Source organism: Flavobacterium sp. 5, assembly GCF_002813295.1.
In the GTDB taxonomy this organism is placed as follows: Bacteria; Bacteroidota; Bacteroidia; order Flavobacteriales; family Flavobacteriaceae; genus Flavobacterium.
The window spans coordinates 3297837-3313786 of sequence record NZ_PHUE01000001.1; the positions used below are offsets into that span (position 1 = coordinate 3297837).

15 protein-coding genes are annotated in these 15950 nt (G+C 31.5%); 6 read left to right on the forward strand and 9 right to left on the reverse strand.

Going from position 1 to position 15950, the window contains the following annotated elements:
- Window positions 1–147: 147 nt before the first annotated feature.
- The gene (locus CLU82_RS13735; protein ID WP_100843619.1) at window positions 148–663 is read right to left on the reverse strand and encodes a hypothetical protein; all 516 of its coding nucleotides are present in this window, start codon (window positions 661–663) and stop codon (window positions 148–150) included.
- A gap of 168 nt (window positions 664–831) precedes the next feature.
- Here CLU82_RS13735 and rpmH point away from each other — a divergent pair, with 168 nt between their 5' ends.
- Together rpmH and carB are read left to right on the forward strand one after the other, a co-directional pair.
- Window positions 832–993, forward strand: a complete 162-nt coding sequence (rpmH, locus tag CLU82_RS13740; protein ID WP_008464848.1) for a 50S ribosomal protein L34 — start codon at window positions 832–834, stop codon at window positions 991–993.
- 151 nt (window positions 994–1144) lie between these two features.
- Window positions 1145–4000 (forward strand): carbamoyl-phosphate synthase large subunit, encoded by a 2856-nt coding sequence (gene carB, locus CLU82_RS13745; RefSeq protein WP_100843620.1) that lies wholly within the window; start codon window positions 1145–1147, stop codon window positions 3998–4000.
- Window positions 4001–4063: 63 nt separating this feature from the next.
- Here carB and CLU82_RS13750 read toward each other — a convergent pair whose 3' ends face one another.
- The 8 genes from CLU82_RS13750 to CLU82_RS13785 form a co-directional block, all read right to left on the reverse strand.
- Entirely contained in the window at window positions 4064–4474 is a 411-nt protein-coding gene (locus tag CLU82_RS13750; protein WP_100843621.1) for a hypothetical protein, read from the reverse strand.
- A 222-nt stretch (window positions 4475–4696) separates the two neighbouring features.
- A complete protein-coding gene (locus tag CLU82_RS13755) occupies window positions 4697–4978 on the reverse strand; it encodes a carbohydrate-binding protein (protein ID WP_157813362.1) in 282 nt (93 codons plus the stop codon).
- Window positions 4938–5717 carry a peptidase MA family metallohydrolase gene (locus CLU82_RS13760; protein WP_100843623.1) on the reverse strand — a complete coding sequence of 260 codons (780 nt, stop codon included), beginning with the start codon at window positions 5715–5717 and terminating at the stop codon, window positions 4938–4940. The genes CLU82_RS13755 and CLU82_RS13760 overlap by 41 nt, the downstream gene beginning before the upstream one ends.
- A 165-nt stretch (window positions 5718–5882) precedes the next feature.
- Window positions 5883–6494, reverse strand: coding sequence for a GNAT family N-acetyltransferase (locus tag CLU82_RS13765; protein ID WP_100843624.1), 612 nt, complete (start codon window positions 6492–6494; stop codon window positions 5883–5885).
- A 182-nt stretch (window positions 6495–6676) separates the two neighbouring features.
- On the reverse strand, window positions 6677–7453 hold the full coding sequence (locus CLU82_RS13770; protein WP_100843625.1) for a polysaccharide deacetylase family protein: 777 nt from the start codon (window positions 7451–7453) through the stop codon (window positions 6677–6679).
- A gap of 176 nt (window positions 7454–7629) precedes the next feature.
- Complete coding sequence (locus CLU82_RS13775; RefSeq protein ID WP_100843626.1) at window positions 7630–8700, reverse strand: TlpA disulfide reductase family protein; 1071 nt, start codon at window positions 8698–8700, stop codon at window positions 7630–7632.
- 164 nt (window positions 8701–8864) lie between these two features.
- Entirely contained in the window at window positions 8865–9533 is a 669-nt protein-coding gene (locus tag CLU82_RS13780; protein ID WP_100843627.1) for a hypothetical protein, read from the reverse strand.
- Window positions 9534–9665: 132 nt separating this feature from the next.
- Window positions 9666–10214, reverse strand: coding sequence for a GNAT family N-acetyltransferase (locus tag CLU82_RS13785; RefSeq protein ID WP_100843628.1), 549 nt, complete (start codon window positions 10212–10214; stop codon window positions 9666–9668).
- Window positions 10215–10748: 534 nt separating this feature from the next.
- Here CLU82_RS13785 and CLU82_RS13790 point away from each other — a divergent pair.
- The 4 genes from CLU82_RS13790 (at window position 10749) to CLU82_RS13805 (ending at window position 15921) form a co-directional block, all read left to right on the forward strand.
- Complete coding sequence (locus tag CLU82_RS13790; protein WP_100843629.1) at window positions 10749–11444, forward strand: hypothetical protein; 696 nt, start codon at window positions 10749–10751, stop codon at window positions 11442–11444.
- A 177-nt stretch (window positions 11445–11621) separates the two neighbouring features.
- Complete coding sequence (locus CLU82_RS13795) at window positions 11622–13691, forward strand: CotH kinase family protein (protein ID WP_232735247.1); 2070 nt, start codon at window positions 11622–11624, stop codon at window positions 13689–13691.
- 290 nt (window positions 13692–13981) lie between these two features.
- The gene (locus CLU82_RS13800; RefSeq protein ID WP_100843631.1) at window positions 13982–15001 is read left to right on the forward strand and encodes a quinone-dependent dihydroorotate dehydrogenase; all 1020 of its coding nucleotides are present in this window, start codon (window positions 13982–13984) and stop codon (window positions 14999–15001) included.
- Window positions 15002–15057: 56 nt separating this feature from the next.
- Window positions 15058–15921, forward strand: coding sequence for a hydroxymethylglutaryl-CoA lyase (locus CLU82_RS13805; protein ID WP_100843632.1), 864 nt, complete (start codon window positions 15058–15060; stop codon window positions 15919–15921).
- Window positions 15922–15950 lie beyond the last annotated feature (29 nt).

Here is a 15950-nt window from a genome sequence, read left to right on the forward strand (position 1 = left end):
AAGGGCTTTGGCAAAAATAAAAATGTTTATAACAATTTAATAACTTTATCGACTAACGGTTAATAAATCCGTTTAAACGAGTTAAAGTTATATAAAAAAAGCGTTCTAAATTTAGTTAGAACGCTTTTTTTAAAAGATATTGTATGATTATATTTTTTTCATTTGCTCTTTCATCATTATGATTTGATCCTTAAGCATATTTTGTTTGTCTAATTTCTTGGCTTCGTTTAATAAAGCAGTAGCTTCGAGTTTTCTTCTACGGGTCATTGCTACACCTGCAAGATTTAATTTAGCAACTGCTAAATCCATATCCATAGATAAGCCAAGTTCGATTGCCTTTTTAAAATATTTTTCTGCTTGATTAATATTAGTTTGAGAAAGCATGATTCCATGTAAATAATTGAAATATCCTTGTTGTTTTCTAACTAAAGCAGTTTCTGGATTTTTTATATAAGCAAGCCATTTTTTGGCGCCTTCAAAGTCTTGTTTTCTAAGTTTTAAAAAGGCAAGTAGGATAAGTTCGTTTTTGAAGTATAAAAAAATAGGTATTCCAGACAATAAAATTAGAAAGATTCCGTTACCAATATTACTTTCCGTAAATTGCCAGATGCCAGTAATTATAATAAGTCCGGCGATAATAAGTTTAATATTTTTATGAAACATAATGTATAGTTATTTATGGTTGCAAAGATAGTAAAAGGATTTAAAAATATTTTTTAAAAACTACTTGCCAGAAAAAAAAAGTCTTTGTATATTTGCACTCGGTTTTTGAGTAACGGTTATTCAAAAAGAAAATAGAGATTTTAATTAAGATTTTAAATATATAAAGCCATGAGCAAAAGAACATTTCAACCATCGAAAAGAAAAAGAAGAAACAAACACGGATTTATGGATAGAATGGCTTCTGCTAATGGAAGAAAAGTTCTAGCGCGTAGAAGAGCTAAAGGAAGACATAAATTGACTGTTTCTTCTGAACCAAGACACAAAAAATAATGTTTGTATAAACATCTATAAGGCGTTACTTTTTTTTAGTATCGCCTTTTTTTATACCCAAGCGGTACTGCTGTTCAAAAGTTTGATTTTTGATTTTTTCTAACAAATTTCAAATTCTAAGTGATAAAATATAACTACAATAATAAAAAAAATGCCAAAAGACACATCCATTAAATCCGTTTTAATAATAGGTTCAGGTCCGATTGTAATTGGTCAAGCATGCGAATTCGATTATGCTGGATCACAATCTGCTCGTTCGATCCGTGAAGAAGGAATTGAAGTAATTTTAATTAACTCCAATCCAGCTACAATTATGACAGATCCATCAATGGCGGATCATGTTTATTTGAAACCCTTAACGACAAAATCGATTATTGAAATTCTTAAAGCACATCCACAAATCGATGCAGTTTTGCCAACAATGGGTGGACAAACAGCTTTGAATTTATGTTTAGAGGCTGACGAAAAAGGAATTTGGCAGGATTTCGGAGTAAGATTAATTGGTGTTGATGTAAACGCAATTAATATTACCGAAGATAGAGAGCAGTTTAAACAGCTTTTAGAGAAAATTAATGTACCAACTGCACCTGCAAAAACGGCTACTTCTTATTTAGAAGGAAAAGAGATTGCTCAAGAGTTCGGTTTTCCATTGGTAATCCGCCCTTCATTTACACTTGGAGGAACTGGAGCTGCAATTGTTTATAAAAAAGAAGATTTTGATGAGCTTTTAACAAGAGGTCTTGAAGCTTCTCCAATTCACGAAGTTTTAATTGATAAAGCTTTGATGGGATGGAAAGAATATGAGTTAGAGCTTTTGAGAGATAAAAATGATAACGTAGTAATCATTTGTTCTATCGAAAATATGGATCCAATGGGAATTCATACTGGAGATTCAATCACGGTTGCACCAGCGATGACTTTATCTGATACAACATTCCAAAAATTACGTGACTATGCAATATTGATGATGCGTAGTATTGGGAATTTTGCAGGAGGTTGTAACGTACAGTTTGCAGTTTCGCCAGATGAAAAAGAAGATATCGTTGCAATTGAAATCAATCCACGTGTATCTCGTTCTTCTGCTTTAGCATCTAAAGCAACTGGTTATCCAATTGCAAAAATTGCTTCTAAATTAGCTTTAGGATATAACTTAGATGAATTGCAAAACCAAATTACAAAATCTACTTCGGCTCTTTTTGAACCAACTTTAGATTATGTAATCGTGAAAATTCCACGTTGGAACTTTGACAAATTTGAAGGTGCTGACAGAACTTTAGGACTTCAAATGAAATCAGTAGGTGAGGTAATGGGAATTGGACGTTCGTTCCAAGAAGCACTTCACAAAGCGACTCAATCTTTAGAAATTAAAAGAAATGGTATCGGTGCGGATGGAAAAGGATATAAAAACTACGAACAAATTATCGAGAAACTGACTTTTGCAAGTTGGGATCGTGTTTTTGTTATTTATGATGCAATTGCAATGGGAATTCCGTTGAGCCGTATTCATGAAATCACAAAAATTGATATGTGGTTTTTGAAACAATACGAGGAACTTTATATTTTAGAAAAAGAAATTTCAAATTATAAGATTTCAAATTTACCAAAAGAGCTTTTACTTGAAGCGAAACAAAAAGGATTTGCTGACAGACAAATTGCTCACATGATGAATTGTCTGGAAAGTGAAGTGCATACTTTGCGTATGACAATGGATATTAACCGTGTATTTAAATTGGTTGATACTTGTGCAGCTGAGTTTAAAGCTAAAACACCTTATTATTACTCTACTTTTGAAGCTGAAATTGAAAAAGCAGACGGAACACGTTATGTTGACAATGAAAGTGTTGTAACTGATAAAAAGAAAATAATAGTATTAGGTTCTGGACCGAACAGAATTGGACAAGGAATCGAGTTTGACTATTCTTGTGTTCATGGAGTTTTGGCAGCCAAAGAATGTGGATACGAAACAATTATGATTAACTGTAATCCTGAAACTGTTTCGACTGATTTTGATACAGCTGATAAATTATACTTCGAACCAGTATTCTGGGAACATATTTATGACATCATTCAGCATGAAAAACCAGAAGGTGTAATTGTACAGTTAGGAGGCCAAACAGCTTTAAAATTGGCTGAAAAACTTTCTAAATACGGTGTAAAAATCATAGGAACAAGTTTTGACGCTCTTGATTTAGCAGAAGACAGAGGACGTTTCTCTGAATTATTGACAGAATTAAAAATTCCTTTCCCACAATTTGGAATTGCAGAAACTGCAGACGAAGCTTCGGCATTAGCAGATACTTTAGACTTCCCATTATTGATTCGTCCTTCTTATGTATTAGGAGGTCAGGGAATGAAAATTGTAATTAACAAAAAGGAACTTGAAGAACACGTTATCAATTTATTGAAAACGATTCCAGGTAACAAACTACTATTAGATCATTATTTGGCGGGAGCTATCGAAGCCGAAGCTGATGCGATTTGTGATGCTGATGGTAATGTTTACATCATAGGTATAATGGAGCATATCGAGCCTTGTGGAGTACACTCAGGAGATAGTAATGCTACTTTGCCACCATTCAACTTAGGTGAATTTGTGATGCAACAAATAAAAGATCACACTCATAAAATTGCTAAAGCTTTAAAAACGGTAGGTTTAATCAATATTCAGTTTGCGATAAAAGACGATACAGTTTATATTATAGAGGCAAATCCTAGGGCTTCTAGAACGGTGCCATTTATAGCAAAAGCTTACGGAGAACCTTATGTAAACTACGCTACAAAAGTAATGTTAGGGCACAATAAAGTAACCGATTTTGATTTTAATCCTCAGTTAAAAGGATTTGCAATCAAGCAACCAGTTTTCTCTTTCAGCAAATTCCACAATGTAAATAAAGCATTAGGACCAGAGATGAAATCAACAGGAGAAAGTATCTTGTTTATTGATGACTTGAAAGATGATCAATTCTACGAATTGTACTCTAGAAGAAAAATGTATTTGAGTAAATAAGACTCAAATTCTAATATTTAAAAAGCCTCGTTTTTCGAGGCTTTTTTTGTTAATCATTTTAAATTAGAACTCAATTCTTAATGATAATGCGGGTTGAATATTCTGAGCTACTGAGATTTGATTAGGGGTTAGAATGGGATGGTAGTTTATCGATAAGGTTGCTGATTTTCTAGCATTGCTTCCGGAACTTATAAAAAAAGGAATGCTTCCTAAAGCTACAAGTGGGCCTCCTAGCATTAAATAGCCGTATGCATCTGTAGAGTCGTTATTCCAGTCATCAAAAGTGCTGCTAAAACCGATGACTCCTACAATTGTGATACCAACTCCAGCAGAAAGTAAAACCCAACCTGTGGTCTTTTTATTTTTGCTTTTTTGAAGATAGTAATCTTTTGTAAATTCATTATTTGGGGTTGTTTGGCTTGCTACTTTTATCATAAAAAGCAAAGCTGTTGTAAGAAAAATAAATTTTTTCATAGCAGAAATTTTTTATGCCAACTCTTTCAGACTTACTATTATTTGTTCTCAATTCAAACTAGTTAGCTTTTAAATGTTTTTAAATGAAAATGATTTTGATGGATTTATTACAAAGTTACTGATATATAGCTGTTTATGGTTGTTTATGGTTAAAAAATGATTTTACTATTTTAAATTATATTAATATTCTTGCAATGATCTAATTTTCTCCTTGTGGTAGGTTTATTCAATTGACAATTTTGTCTGTATAGATTTGTAAACCCCAGTAGCATCAAAAGTTTCATCAGTCTTTATAATCACTCCATTAATACTAATATCAAATTTTCCAGGAATTAATGAGGCTACTCGAAAGATCATTTGGTACGAAGCGTTTTTAGCAAGATTGATCATATATTCGCCCCAATCTCCTGCATCAGTAAAGCATACATTTTGAGAAGTACCTCCATCGGCTATTAGTGGCAGTTTATATGCATCCTTTATTAAATTCTTCCCAATTAAATTCAATGTCTTTGGGATATTTTATTTTTAATTCGGATTTGATTTGATTCTGCATTTGCTCAAATTCAAACCCATATATTTTATTAAAATTGTTATAGCCTTCTTTCCAAAGTTTAGAGAATTTATCAAACCCAAATGTGTCAATTAAATATTTTACTAAAAAAGCACTTTGTGTATAAGTAATCATATCATTTGCAGAGTAAAAATCATTTGCAATTGTATTCATTGGAATTAATTTTCCGCTTTGCATAAAATATTGATATATCTCCTCTAAAGTATATTTGCTACAAGTTCCCCCAGCATATGTCGCTAGACCTTCATTCATCCAATGCGAACTTTCTGCGGTATCTCCCCATTTGTCCATGCTTATCATATGCATCATTTCATGTTTAATCGGCGAATTTTGGTTTTTATGTATCATAAATATGATATCTCTTTCGAAAATGGCTAAGCCTTGTGCTCCCAATCCTGAATATTTAAGCATTTCTTTTCTTGAAGTCAAAAACTCAATTTCAATGACTTTTTTATATTCTTTTTCGTTGATTATGGCTAAGTCTTCTTTTATAGATTTTCTGCATAATTCTATGTCAAATTCTCTTTCTTTATATGGAACGTTTGAATCAAAAAAATAAGTAATATTTTCAACAGTTTTGTGTTCTCTTATAACTTTTAACCATTCTTTATTTTGCCCGTTTATATAGTTAGATGTAATTAATATTGTTAATATAAAAAATATTTTTTTCATTTTTTTAAATTCTTTTATTTACTGTTTCTATGTTAAATTGCCACTAGCGTTCTGGTACTATGCAAGGTTTGGGATTAAATAGGCTAGTTTTCCATTATACACAATTTTCCAAATACAAAACTATCTTTTAAATTAAGCCTAAAACCCCAATTACTACAAGGGCAGTTAGTGGTTGGCAAATTTTTCTGTTTGTTTTTTTAGATCATTTTTTACATTTTCTATCCACTCACTTTTTACAATGCTTAAAATTGTGGTATCAATAATTTTTCCTTCTGCGTCTTTACTAAAATTTCTTAAAACTCCTTCTACTTTACAGCCAATGCTTTTCATAGCATTAATACTTCTTTCATTTTTACTATTTGCACCAAATCCAATTCTTATAAATTGAAGTTTGTCAAAAGCAAGTTCAAGCAAAAGATATTTACAATGTTTATTTAACCCTGTTCCTTGGAATTTTTTACCATACCAAGTATAACCAATGTCAAGTCGATTAAATTCGTTAGAAATTGCATAAAATCTTGTCATACCTGCATATTCATTCATTCTTTTGTCAAAAACAATAAATGGATATTCTTTTTTATCAGCAAAATTCTTAATTGCAGTGTCAAAATAGTTTTCAAAATTATCCTTTCCGTTACCTCCATTAAAGTTAAATTTCCAAATTTCAGGTTCATTAATAGCATATTTTATTAGCATTTCTTTGTCAGAGAGTTCTAATGGTCTTAATAAAACATAATCATTCTCCAAAATATAATTTTTTGTAAAATCTAAATTCATTTGTTAGTTTTTTGGTTTCTTACTACTTAACGTTCTGTTGCTACAAGAGGTTTGGGATTAAAGATGCGAGTTTTCCCCATTATGCACAAATTTTCCAAAAACAAAACCATCTTTAAATGCAGCTTAATGCTCTAATCTCTTGTAATGGCTGTTGGCAAGATGCCTTTCTTTTTGTTATCAATTTAAATGCTATTTTGTAGATGATATAGTTCCGATATTTTATAAAATTTCATATTGTTACTTTTTACATAATTGCAAATTTCAATTAGAGTTTGATATTCCGTTTCATAATCATTTTGAAAAGTAGTAACTGGTTTGTGAGCATAAAATATAACAATTTTATTATTGTTTTTTGCATATTCTAAAAGTGATAAAAAATATGGAATACTAAAATGCGAATAATTTTTATCTATTCCCAGGCCAAATACGAGTTGATTATAGTTATAAAAACAATTTTGCGAAGATGGATTAGAATTACCATATGTTGTTCCTCTGATTATTTGAAACTCATTTAACAGTAAATTGTCTGTTGTAGAATTTCTTGCACCATATGGATATGCAAATGAAGTAGTTGATAAATCATTGCTATCCATTAAAGTTTGCATTGGAAATATTTCTTGATTTAGATATTCACTAGTTTCATTTGTTGAAATAAATGTTAGCGCATTCAAATGATTTAATCCGTGTCCGCCAATCTCGTGACCATAACTTTTTAAATCTTTCAGTTTTTGAATTTTATCTGCTGACAATTGATTAAATCGAGTTACAAAAAATGTTGCTTTCCAATCGTAAGGTTGTAAAACAGTATTAACTTCAAACCATTCATCTACAAAATCATCATCAAATGTAATTACTACGCCAGATTGTAAATTTGATTGCTTATTTGGTAATTCATCACTTTCGCAACAAGAAAATAATATTATGCTAAAAATTAATAAAACGTATTTTTTTGTTTTCAAATTATAGTTTTTTTGTTCCGTTCTTCGAAGGTTTTTGCCAACGTCTTGGCGCTACGCGAGGTTTGAGATTAAAGAAGCAAGATTTTTTACATTATACACAAATCTTCCAAGTACAAAACCATCTTCAAATTCAGTCAAATGCTCAAATCTCTTGTAACGGCTGTGTGTTGGCTTGTTTATTTTACTGTTTTAAAATATTTATGTAAATGTTCTTCTAGTTGTTCAGGAGAAATATTTTGATCTATAATTGTACCTTTCTCATCAATTAAAAAATTTGATGGAATAGATTGTATATTATACATTTGGGTAACTTTACCATCAAATTGTCCAGTTTCAATTACGTTATCCCATGTTGAATTTTCTTTAATAATTGCATTCTGCCATTTTTGTTTATCTTTTTCTGAATCCAATGAAATAGCAAGTATTTTAAAATCATACTTCTTAAATTGGCTATAAATTCTCTTAATTTCTGGCATTTGTTTTCTACAAGGAGCACACCAAGAAGCCCAAAAATCTATAAATAATATTTTGCCTCTGTATTTTTTGGTTTGTAATTGTTTCCCATTTTCATTTGGGAGTTCAAAGTCAATAATAGGTTTTCCAACCAATGAAATCTCTTCTGGAAATAAATTACTTTTTAAAACATTAATAGTTGAAGAATCTTGGAACTCTAAATCTAATTTTTTATACATTTTCTGTAATTTCGAAATGTCAGACTTCGAATTCCAAGATTCTTCTGCAAGCAAACTTGCACTGTACTTACTTTTTGGATTTTTAGTTATAATTTCATTAATCTTCAAATACTTTTTAAATTCCCAATCTTTATTGTCTTTAAACTTAGTTTTATAACTTTCAAATTCGTTTTGCAAATCAGCTATTTTACTCCCTTTACTTGAATTAATAATAATCCAGTCTAGTTGTGTTTCTCCTATTTTTTTTTGTTGGACTTCAATGTTAATTGTTATTTCGGATTTTTCAAGATAGAAATCTTTCTCCATTGCAGATGTTCGTCTTTTTGTACTCAAACTTGCTCCTGTAGTTGAAAATATTGTGCCTTCAAAACGGAATTTATTGTTTGAAACTAAACAACTGTCTTCATGAGAATTATAATTGAGATAAATAAATCCTGAATAGTCTCCCTTTATAGTTCCATTTAAAACAAATGTATTTGGTTTTAATTTGTTACAACTAGCAAAAGATATGATTATGAGTAAATTGAAAAATATTTTCAAATAATTTAAAGTCATTATTTAGTTTTGTATTATTTTATCATTTCGGTTGGCTTGCAGATTATGTTCTGGCTCTACAAGAGGTTTGGGATTAAAGATGCGAGTTTTTTCCATTATGCACAAATTTTCCAAGTACAAAACGATTTTTAAATGCAGCTTAATGCCTAAATCTCGTATAACGGCTAACGGATGCCTTTTTTTTCGTTTATTATTCTTCTAATTGTAAAAAACAGCATAAGAATATACGCTATGATTGGCAAACAATATTTTTTACAAATTTCAATTGTTGCTTGATAATTAAGTTTTATTTTTTGCCAAATTATATTTATTTCATTATCTTTTACATATACTTCTTGCCCAAATACATCACCAATTAGTAGTAGTCTTATATCTTGCATCTCATTTGGTTTTAATCTTTTTGGATTTGTTACCCAAATGTCATTTTTATAAAACATATAAAGATTTGCTCCTTCAATTTGTAAAATATCGAGGACTTTTACAATAGTCCAATATTCTGATTTTTGTCCAAAATGAAATTTAATACCACTCACTGAATCTTTTGAGCCGACTAATTTTCTAATATCATTTTGAGCTTTTTCAATTTTAATTTTGTCTAAAACATTGTCACCAGTTAAATCGACTGTTTTGAATTTTTTTGAATTTAAAAATGTTATACCCTCTTTAAATAAAACAGTATTTTCATCTCCTCCCCAAAGATCACAATTTATTGAACTATATATTTTATAAGAAGGATTATATTTTAAAGTCAAGAAACAAAGCATGGGGAGCAATATTATGCTGATCAATCCTGCTGAATAATAAAGTTTCTTATTTCTTCTCATTTTTTTCATAGTATCGCATAACGTTTTGCAGCTTGGCGAAGTGGCGGATTTAGAAGCACTTACTTTCAATTTAGCACTAAAGTTTATTAGAAATCCGAATGTTCAATTTAGCACTGAACCCGCCATTTTGCCAAACTGCTGTTAGCTGTTCGGCTTTTTATTTTTCCATTCTGATTGTGTCATTTTAAACCAATTGTGTTCTTTGTCTTGGTGATTAAATGTTTCGATTAATTTTAAGCCAGTTTTTTCCAAAACATTTTTAGAACCTATATTTTCTACATCGCAAATTGCATAAATATTTTCAGCTTTTAGATTTTCAAATGCGTATTCAACTAACGGAATTGTGGTTTCTGTTGCAAATCCTTTTCCCCAATATCTTTCTATAAACCGATAACCCAATTCATAAAAATTGTTGTGATTATTCATCGGTTCTTTTATTAGTTTTATTCCAGACCAACCAATTAATTCACCCGTTTCTTTTTCAATAACTGCCCAACGAGCAATTCCGTTTTCAACATATTGTTGTTGAAGATTTTGAATTAGTTTTTCAACTTCTGTTTTGTCTTTTACTGGTATATTTCCAACATATTTTTGAACATTTGGATTACTATCTAATTCAAAAAGTTTATCAATATCGGTTGATAAAACTTCTCTTAAGATTAATCGTTTTGTTTCTAGTTTTATGTTCATTTTCTAATTTGAATTTGTTTCGATTTCGTTCTTCCAAGCTGATAGCTAACAAGTATATAAGCGAAATAAACCTTCGCATACACACCCAAAATTGGGTTAATTGGCGAAGTTTTATTTCATTTTATTCTTCATTTCAAATATAGAAATTAAAACTTACAAACCGCTACCTATATATTTTAGTTATTTCAGCTGTTTTTGCCCTCCGTCAAGCAAAATTGGGCTTCCGAAGCAAAAAGAATGCCCTCCCACGAGCTTCTGGCAGCCTCCCAGATACTTCTGGCGGCGGACAATGAGCTTCTGTCAACGGAAAACATACTTCTGTCTGCGTCAAATGGTCTTCTAAGTGCATAATATGATCTTCTGGCTGCTACAAACGTGCTTCTAAGTCCCGATTTTGGTCTTCGAGAAGCTTAAAAGCTGTTAATTAGTGTTTTGCACAATAGTATTGTACTATTTTTTTTATATATAAATGTAGTACATATTGTGTTTTTAATATATTTGTAAGTATTAACTTTTAAATTAAAAAAAATAATTATGAAAAAACCATCAGTTGTTCGACTATATACTTTTTCGGATGCCACATTAGTAACCACAGGGAAAGAGAAAATTGCTTTTATGCGCAGAGACGCTACCGCTTTTACCCCTTTTGGTATTACGGCAACATTAATGACCAGTCTGGAAACGGCGATCAATGCTTTTTCGAATACCATTACCGACATCGAGGCAGTAAACAGTCAAGCTGGTGTTACGGCAAGCAAAGATGCTAAAGCCGACCAATTGCGCGTAGCCATTAGAACAGTTATGGCACGTGTCGAGTTAAAGTATGGTACCAGTGAGGCTAAATATAAAAAATTTGGTACCGAAGCACTCTCGAAACAATCAGATTCGGATTTACTTATTACCGGAAAAAGAGTGGTACGGGTAGGGACAGAGTTTTTAGCAGCTCTTACTGCAAATGGATTGACAGCGGCTATGCTAACGACCATTACCACACTTTGCAACGAATTTGAAACACTGATAATAGATCTTAAAATAAAAATTGGCGAACGCGATATTATGCAGGAAGACCGGGTAGAAGCGGGTAATACTATCTACAAGACTTTGGTAAAATATACCACAATTGGACTTAGCCTTTGGGAAACCAGCGATGTGGCCAAGTACAATGATTATGTTATTTATAATACTATAAATAGTGAAGTGCCAGAAGTTGCAGCACCACTTACGGTTTAAAATACTATTATGAGGACTAAAAAAGCACTGCATTGGCGGTGCTTTTTTTGTTTCGACTCAACATTCGAACACATTAATTGATAGACGCTCGTGACAACCGTGGCTTTAAGCGACAACTTGTTATAAACGAAGCTTTTATTTCGTTAAAATCTCTATATTTGGAAAAAAAAATATTTTATGATGCTAAAACTACGTACTTTAAATTTTGTTCTCCTGTTTAAATTCTTTTTTGTAATACTGTTGTTTTCCTCTACGGCAATTCATTCGCAAACATTTACCGATAGTAATTTACCTATTGTTGTTATTAGCACAGATTTGGATCCTAATACGAATCAGCCATTAGAAATACCAGATGATCCAAAAATTTTGGCTAGTATGAAAATTATTAAAAGACCAGATGGGAGCAGAAATTTTCTTACGGATGTTAGTACTGCTGAGTATTTGAATTATAATGGAAGAATTGGTATTGAAATTAGAGGTTCTTCTTCGCAATCGCTACCAAAGAAACCGTATGGTTTAACAACTTTAAAAGCAGATAATAAGAGTAATAATAATGTTAGTTTATTAGGAATGCCATCAGAAAATGATTGGGTGTTAAATTCTTTTGCATTTGATCCTTCTTTTATGAGAGATTTAATTTCGTATAATTTAGCAAGACAAATTGGTGATTATGCTTCCAGGGCTGTTTATTGTGAAGTGGTTCTAAACGGAGAGTACATAGGTTTGTATGCTCTTCAGGAAAAACTAAAAGCAAATTCAGATCGTATTAATATACTTAAAATTGGTTCTTCGGATATTAGCTCGCCAAATGTTACTGGAGGGTATATAACAAAAGCAGATAAAACAACTGGTGGAGATCCTGTTGCTTGGAATATGGCTTCCTACAGTGGGAGTACAGATTTTATTCATGAATTGCCAAAACCAACCGCGGTAACACAGGAACAAAATACATATATACAGAATGAGTTTTTAAAATTAGCATCAAATTCTGGCAATTCGGATTTAATAACGGGTTACCCATCCGTTATAGATGTGCCTTCTTTTGTAGATTTTATGTTGCTTAACGAATTGGCTTCAAATGTAGATGGCTATCAATTTAGCACTTATTTCCATAAAGATAGAAATGGTAAATTGCGAGCAGGACCTATTTGGGATTTTAATTTAACGTATGGTAATGATTTATTTCAGTGGGGTCTTGATCGAAGCAAAACAGATGTTTGGCAATTTTCTAATGGAGATAACGAAGGACCTAAGTTTTGGACTGATTTATTTGCCAATTCTAATTTCAAATGTTATTTATCTAAACGTTGGAATGAGCTAACACAAACAGGTAAACCATTTAATTATTCTAGTTTAGTGCAAAATATTGATGACTCGGCAAATTATATCACCGAAGCTAAAAATCGTGATAATATAAAATGGGGAGCTTTAAGAGATTTTACAACCGAAGTTGCAGGCATTAAAACCTACTTGACTACCAGAATATCTTGGATGACGACTAAGTTAGGATCGTTTTCATCTTGTAGTTCTGTTCAAACTCCTTCTTTAGTAATTAATAAAATAAATTACAATCCTGCTACTTCAGTTGGGTTTTCGGTTAGTGATGATTTAGAGTTTATAGAAATTGTAAATACAGGTACTACAACCGTAGATCTAACAGGGGTTTATTTAAAAGAATTAGGAATTACGTATCAGTTTCCAGCAAGTTCAACTGTTTTAGCAGGAGCTAGTATTTTCTTGGCAAGTAATCCAACTACTTTTCAAAGTAAATATGGAATTGCAGCATCTGGACAATTCACACGAAATTTATCAAACTCTTCTCAGAAAATTGTTTTAGCTGATGGATTTGGAAATACAATTGATAGTGTCGAATATTTGGACGCATCACCTTGGGTAACCGAAGCAGATGGTAACGGAAGTTATTTGCAATTAATAAGTACAGATTTAGACAATAGTTTAGCATCAAATTGGATTGCCAAAAATGATGATACTCTTTCTGCTCCGTCTTATTTAGCTTCAGCTGCTATTTCAGTATATCCTAATCCAGTTACGAATGTTTTGACAGTTCATGCCAGTGAACCAATAATCGGAATTAAAATTTATTCTGTTTTAGGTGTTTTATTGAATGATATTAAGCAAAAATCAGAGACAATTCAAGCCGATTTAAGTAAATATGCTAACGGAATTTATTTTATTACTATTTATGATGAAAATGGTTCGGTTACTCAAAAAATAATAAAGCAATAATTTGAAGGTTTAAATAAACAGCTAAAACATACAGAACTATCATTCGGGTTAGGTTTTTAGTTTGTTGCTTATAATGAATCTTTTAAAAATATTTCGAAGACAAACTTGATTGTAAATACAATCCAATCCAAAAGCATATCAAGTTTGTTTTACGATTTTTAGATACAATTGAGTTTGGTCTTTAGTTCGATTTTTGGTTACTAATTTAACAAAAGGATGGCTTTAACGTTGTTTATATGTTTAAAAACTGAAAACATTTCTTTACTTTTGTGCCAACCAATATTTGAACTATGTACAAGATTTTTATACGTCCTATTCTTTTTTGTTTTGATCCGGAAAAAGTCCATTATTTTACTTTTTCATTAATTAGGATAGTTTCAAAAATTCCAGGATTTCCATCTCTTTTTAGATTTTTATACCAAGTAAATGACAAAAGATTAGAAACTGAAGTTTTTGGATTAAAGTTTAAAAATCCAGTAGGTTTGGCAGCTGGTTTCGATAAAGATGCTACTTTGTATAGTGAACTTTCTAACTTTGGTTTTGGTTCTATAGAAATTGGCACACTAACTCCAAAAGGACAACCTGGTAATGAAAAAAGACGTTTATTTCGTTTAAAAGAAGATTCGGCGATCATAAATAGAATGGGGTTTAATAACGGAGGAGTTCTTGAAGCGGTTGAGCGTTTAAAGAAAAATAACGGAGTTTTAATTGGTGGTAACATCGGTAAAAATAAAGTAACTCTAAACGAAGATGCTACTCAGGACTATGAAATTTGCTTTGAGGCTTTGTTTGATCACGTAGATTATTTTGTTGTTAATGTGAGTTCTCCAAATACTCCTAATCTTAGAGCATTGCAAGAGAAAGAGCCGCTTACTCAATTGTTGCAAACTTTGCAAAATAAGAACCTGGCTAAGCCAAAACAAAAACCAATATTACTTAAAATTGCTCCAGATCTTACTGATGAGCAATTGCTGGACATTATCGATATTGTAAAAGAAACAAAAATTGCGGGTGTAATCGCAACCAATACAACCATTTCTCGTGGAGGATTGCGTTCTTGTGATCAAACAGAAACAGGAGGTTTGTCCGGTAAACCTCTAACATCAAGATCTACGGAAGTGATTCGTTTTCTTTCTGAAAAAAGTAATAAAGCATTTCCAATTATTGGAGTAGGAGGAATACATTCTGCCCAGGATGCTATAGAAAAATTAGAAGCAGGTGCTAGCTTACTTCAATTATATACAGGTTTTATCTATGAAGGACCTGCATTAGTTAAGGAAATAAATAAAGCAATTTTATCAAAAAAATAATAGGCTAACGATTTTCTTTCTTTATAACTCAAAACCTTTTTATATATTTGAAAGTTATGGAGGCTATAAAAATAATCGAATGTCCGCGGGATGCTATGCAAGGCATAAAAACCTTTATTCCTACCGAAAGAAAGGCTGCTTACATACAAGCTTTGCTTAGAGTTGGTTTTGACACAATTGATTTTGGTAGTTTTGTTTCGGCAAAAGCCATCCCTCAAATGCAAGATACTGCCGAAGTGTTAGAACAACTTGATTTATCCAAAACAAAAAGTAAATTATTAGCTATTATAGCCAATGTTCAAGGAGCAACTTTGGCTTCTGAACATGCAGCTATTCAATATTTAGGTTTTCCTTTTTCGATTTCAGAAAATTTTCAAATGCGTAATACGCATAAAACGATTGCCGAATCTTTGGTAACGTTAGATGAAATTTTAAATATTGCAGACAAAACCAATAAAGAAGCTATAGCCTATCTTTCTATGGGATTTGGAAATCCTTATGGAGACCCGTGGAATGTTGAAATTGTTGCTGAATGGACCGAAAAGTTGGCTGGAATGGGAGTGAAAATTTTATCTCTTTCTGATACAGTCGGAAGTTCTACTCCTGATGTGATTGAGTATTTATTCTCTCATTTAATTCCACAATATCCTCAAATTGAGTTTGGTGCACATCTTCATACAACTCCCGATAAGTGGCTAGAAAAAATTGACGCAGCTTATAAGGGTGGTTGTCGTCGTTATGATGGTGCAATTCAAGGATTTGGAGGTTGTCCTATGGCTACAGATAAGCTAACGGGTAATATGCCTACAGAGAAATTACTTTCTTATTTTACGGTTAAAAAAGAAAATACCAATTGCAGTCCAATGAGTTTTGAAAGTGTTTACAATGAAGCTTCAAAATTATTTGGTGAATTTCATTAAGATATAGTTTTTTTTAATTTAAGTTATTG

Excerpts from the sequence above, each read along its gene's own strand:
- CLU82_RS13735 (WP_100843619.1), bottom strand. The coding sequence starts at position 663 with ATGTTTCATAAAAATATTAAACTTATTATCGCCGGACTTATTATAATT.
- rpmH (WP_008464848.1), top strand. The coding sequence starts at position 832 with ATGAGCAAAAGAACATTTCAACCATCGAAAAGAAAAAGAAGAAACAAA.
- carB (WP_100843620.1), top strand. The coding sequence starts at position 1,145 with ATGCCAAAAGACACATCCATTAAATCCGTTTTAATAATAGGTTCAGGT.
- CLU82_RS13750 (WP_100843621.1), bottom strand. The coding sequence starts at position 4,474 with ATGAAAAAATTTATTTTTCTTACAACAGCTTTGCTTTTTATGATAAAA.
- CLU82_RS13760 (WP_100843623.1), bottom strand. The coding sequence starts at position 5,717 with ATGAAAAAAATATTTTTTATATTAACAATATTAATTACATCTAACTAT.
- CLU82_RS13765 (WP_100843624.1), bottom strand. The coding sequence starts at position 6,494 with ATGAATTTAGATTTTACAAAAAATTATATTTTGGAGAATGATTATGTT.
- CLU82_RS13775 (WP_100843626.1), bottom strand. The coding sequence starts at position 8,700 with ATGACTTTAAATTATTTGAAAATATTTTTCAATTTACTCATAATCATA.
- CLU82_RS13780 (WP_100843627.1), bottom strand. The coding sequence starts at position 9,533 with ATGAAAAAAATGAGAAGAAATAAGAAACTTTATTATTCAGCAGGATTG.
- CLU82_RS13785 (WP_100843628.1), bottom strand. The coding sequence starts at position 10,214 with ATGAACATAAAACTAGAAACAAAACGATTAATCTTAAGAGAAGTTTTA.
- CLU82_RS13790 (WP_100843629.1), top strand. The coding sequence starts at position 10,749 with ATGAAAAAACCATCAGTTGTTCGACTATATACTTTTTCGGATGCCACA.
- CLU82_RS13795 (WP_232735247.1), top strand. The coding sequence starts at position 11,622 with ATGATGCTAAAACTACGTACTTTAAATTTTGTTCTCCTGTTTAAATTC.
- CLU82_RS13800 (WP_100843631.1), top strand. The coding sequence starts at position 13,982 with ATGTACAAGATTTTTATACGTCCTATTCTTTTTTGTTTTGATCCGGAA.
- CLU82_RS13805 (WP_100843632.1), top strand. The coding sequence starts at position 15,058 with ATGGAGGCTATAAAAATAATCGAATGTCCGCGGGATGCTATGCAAGGC.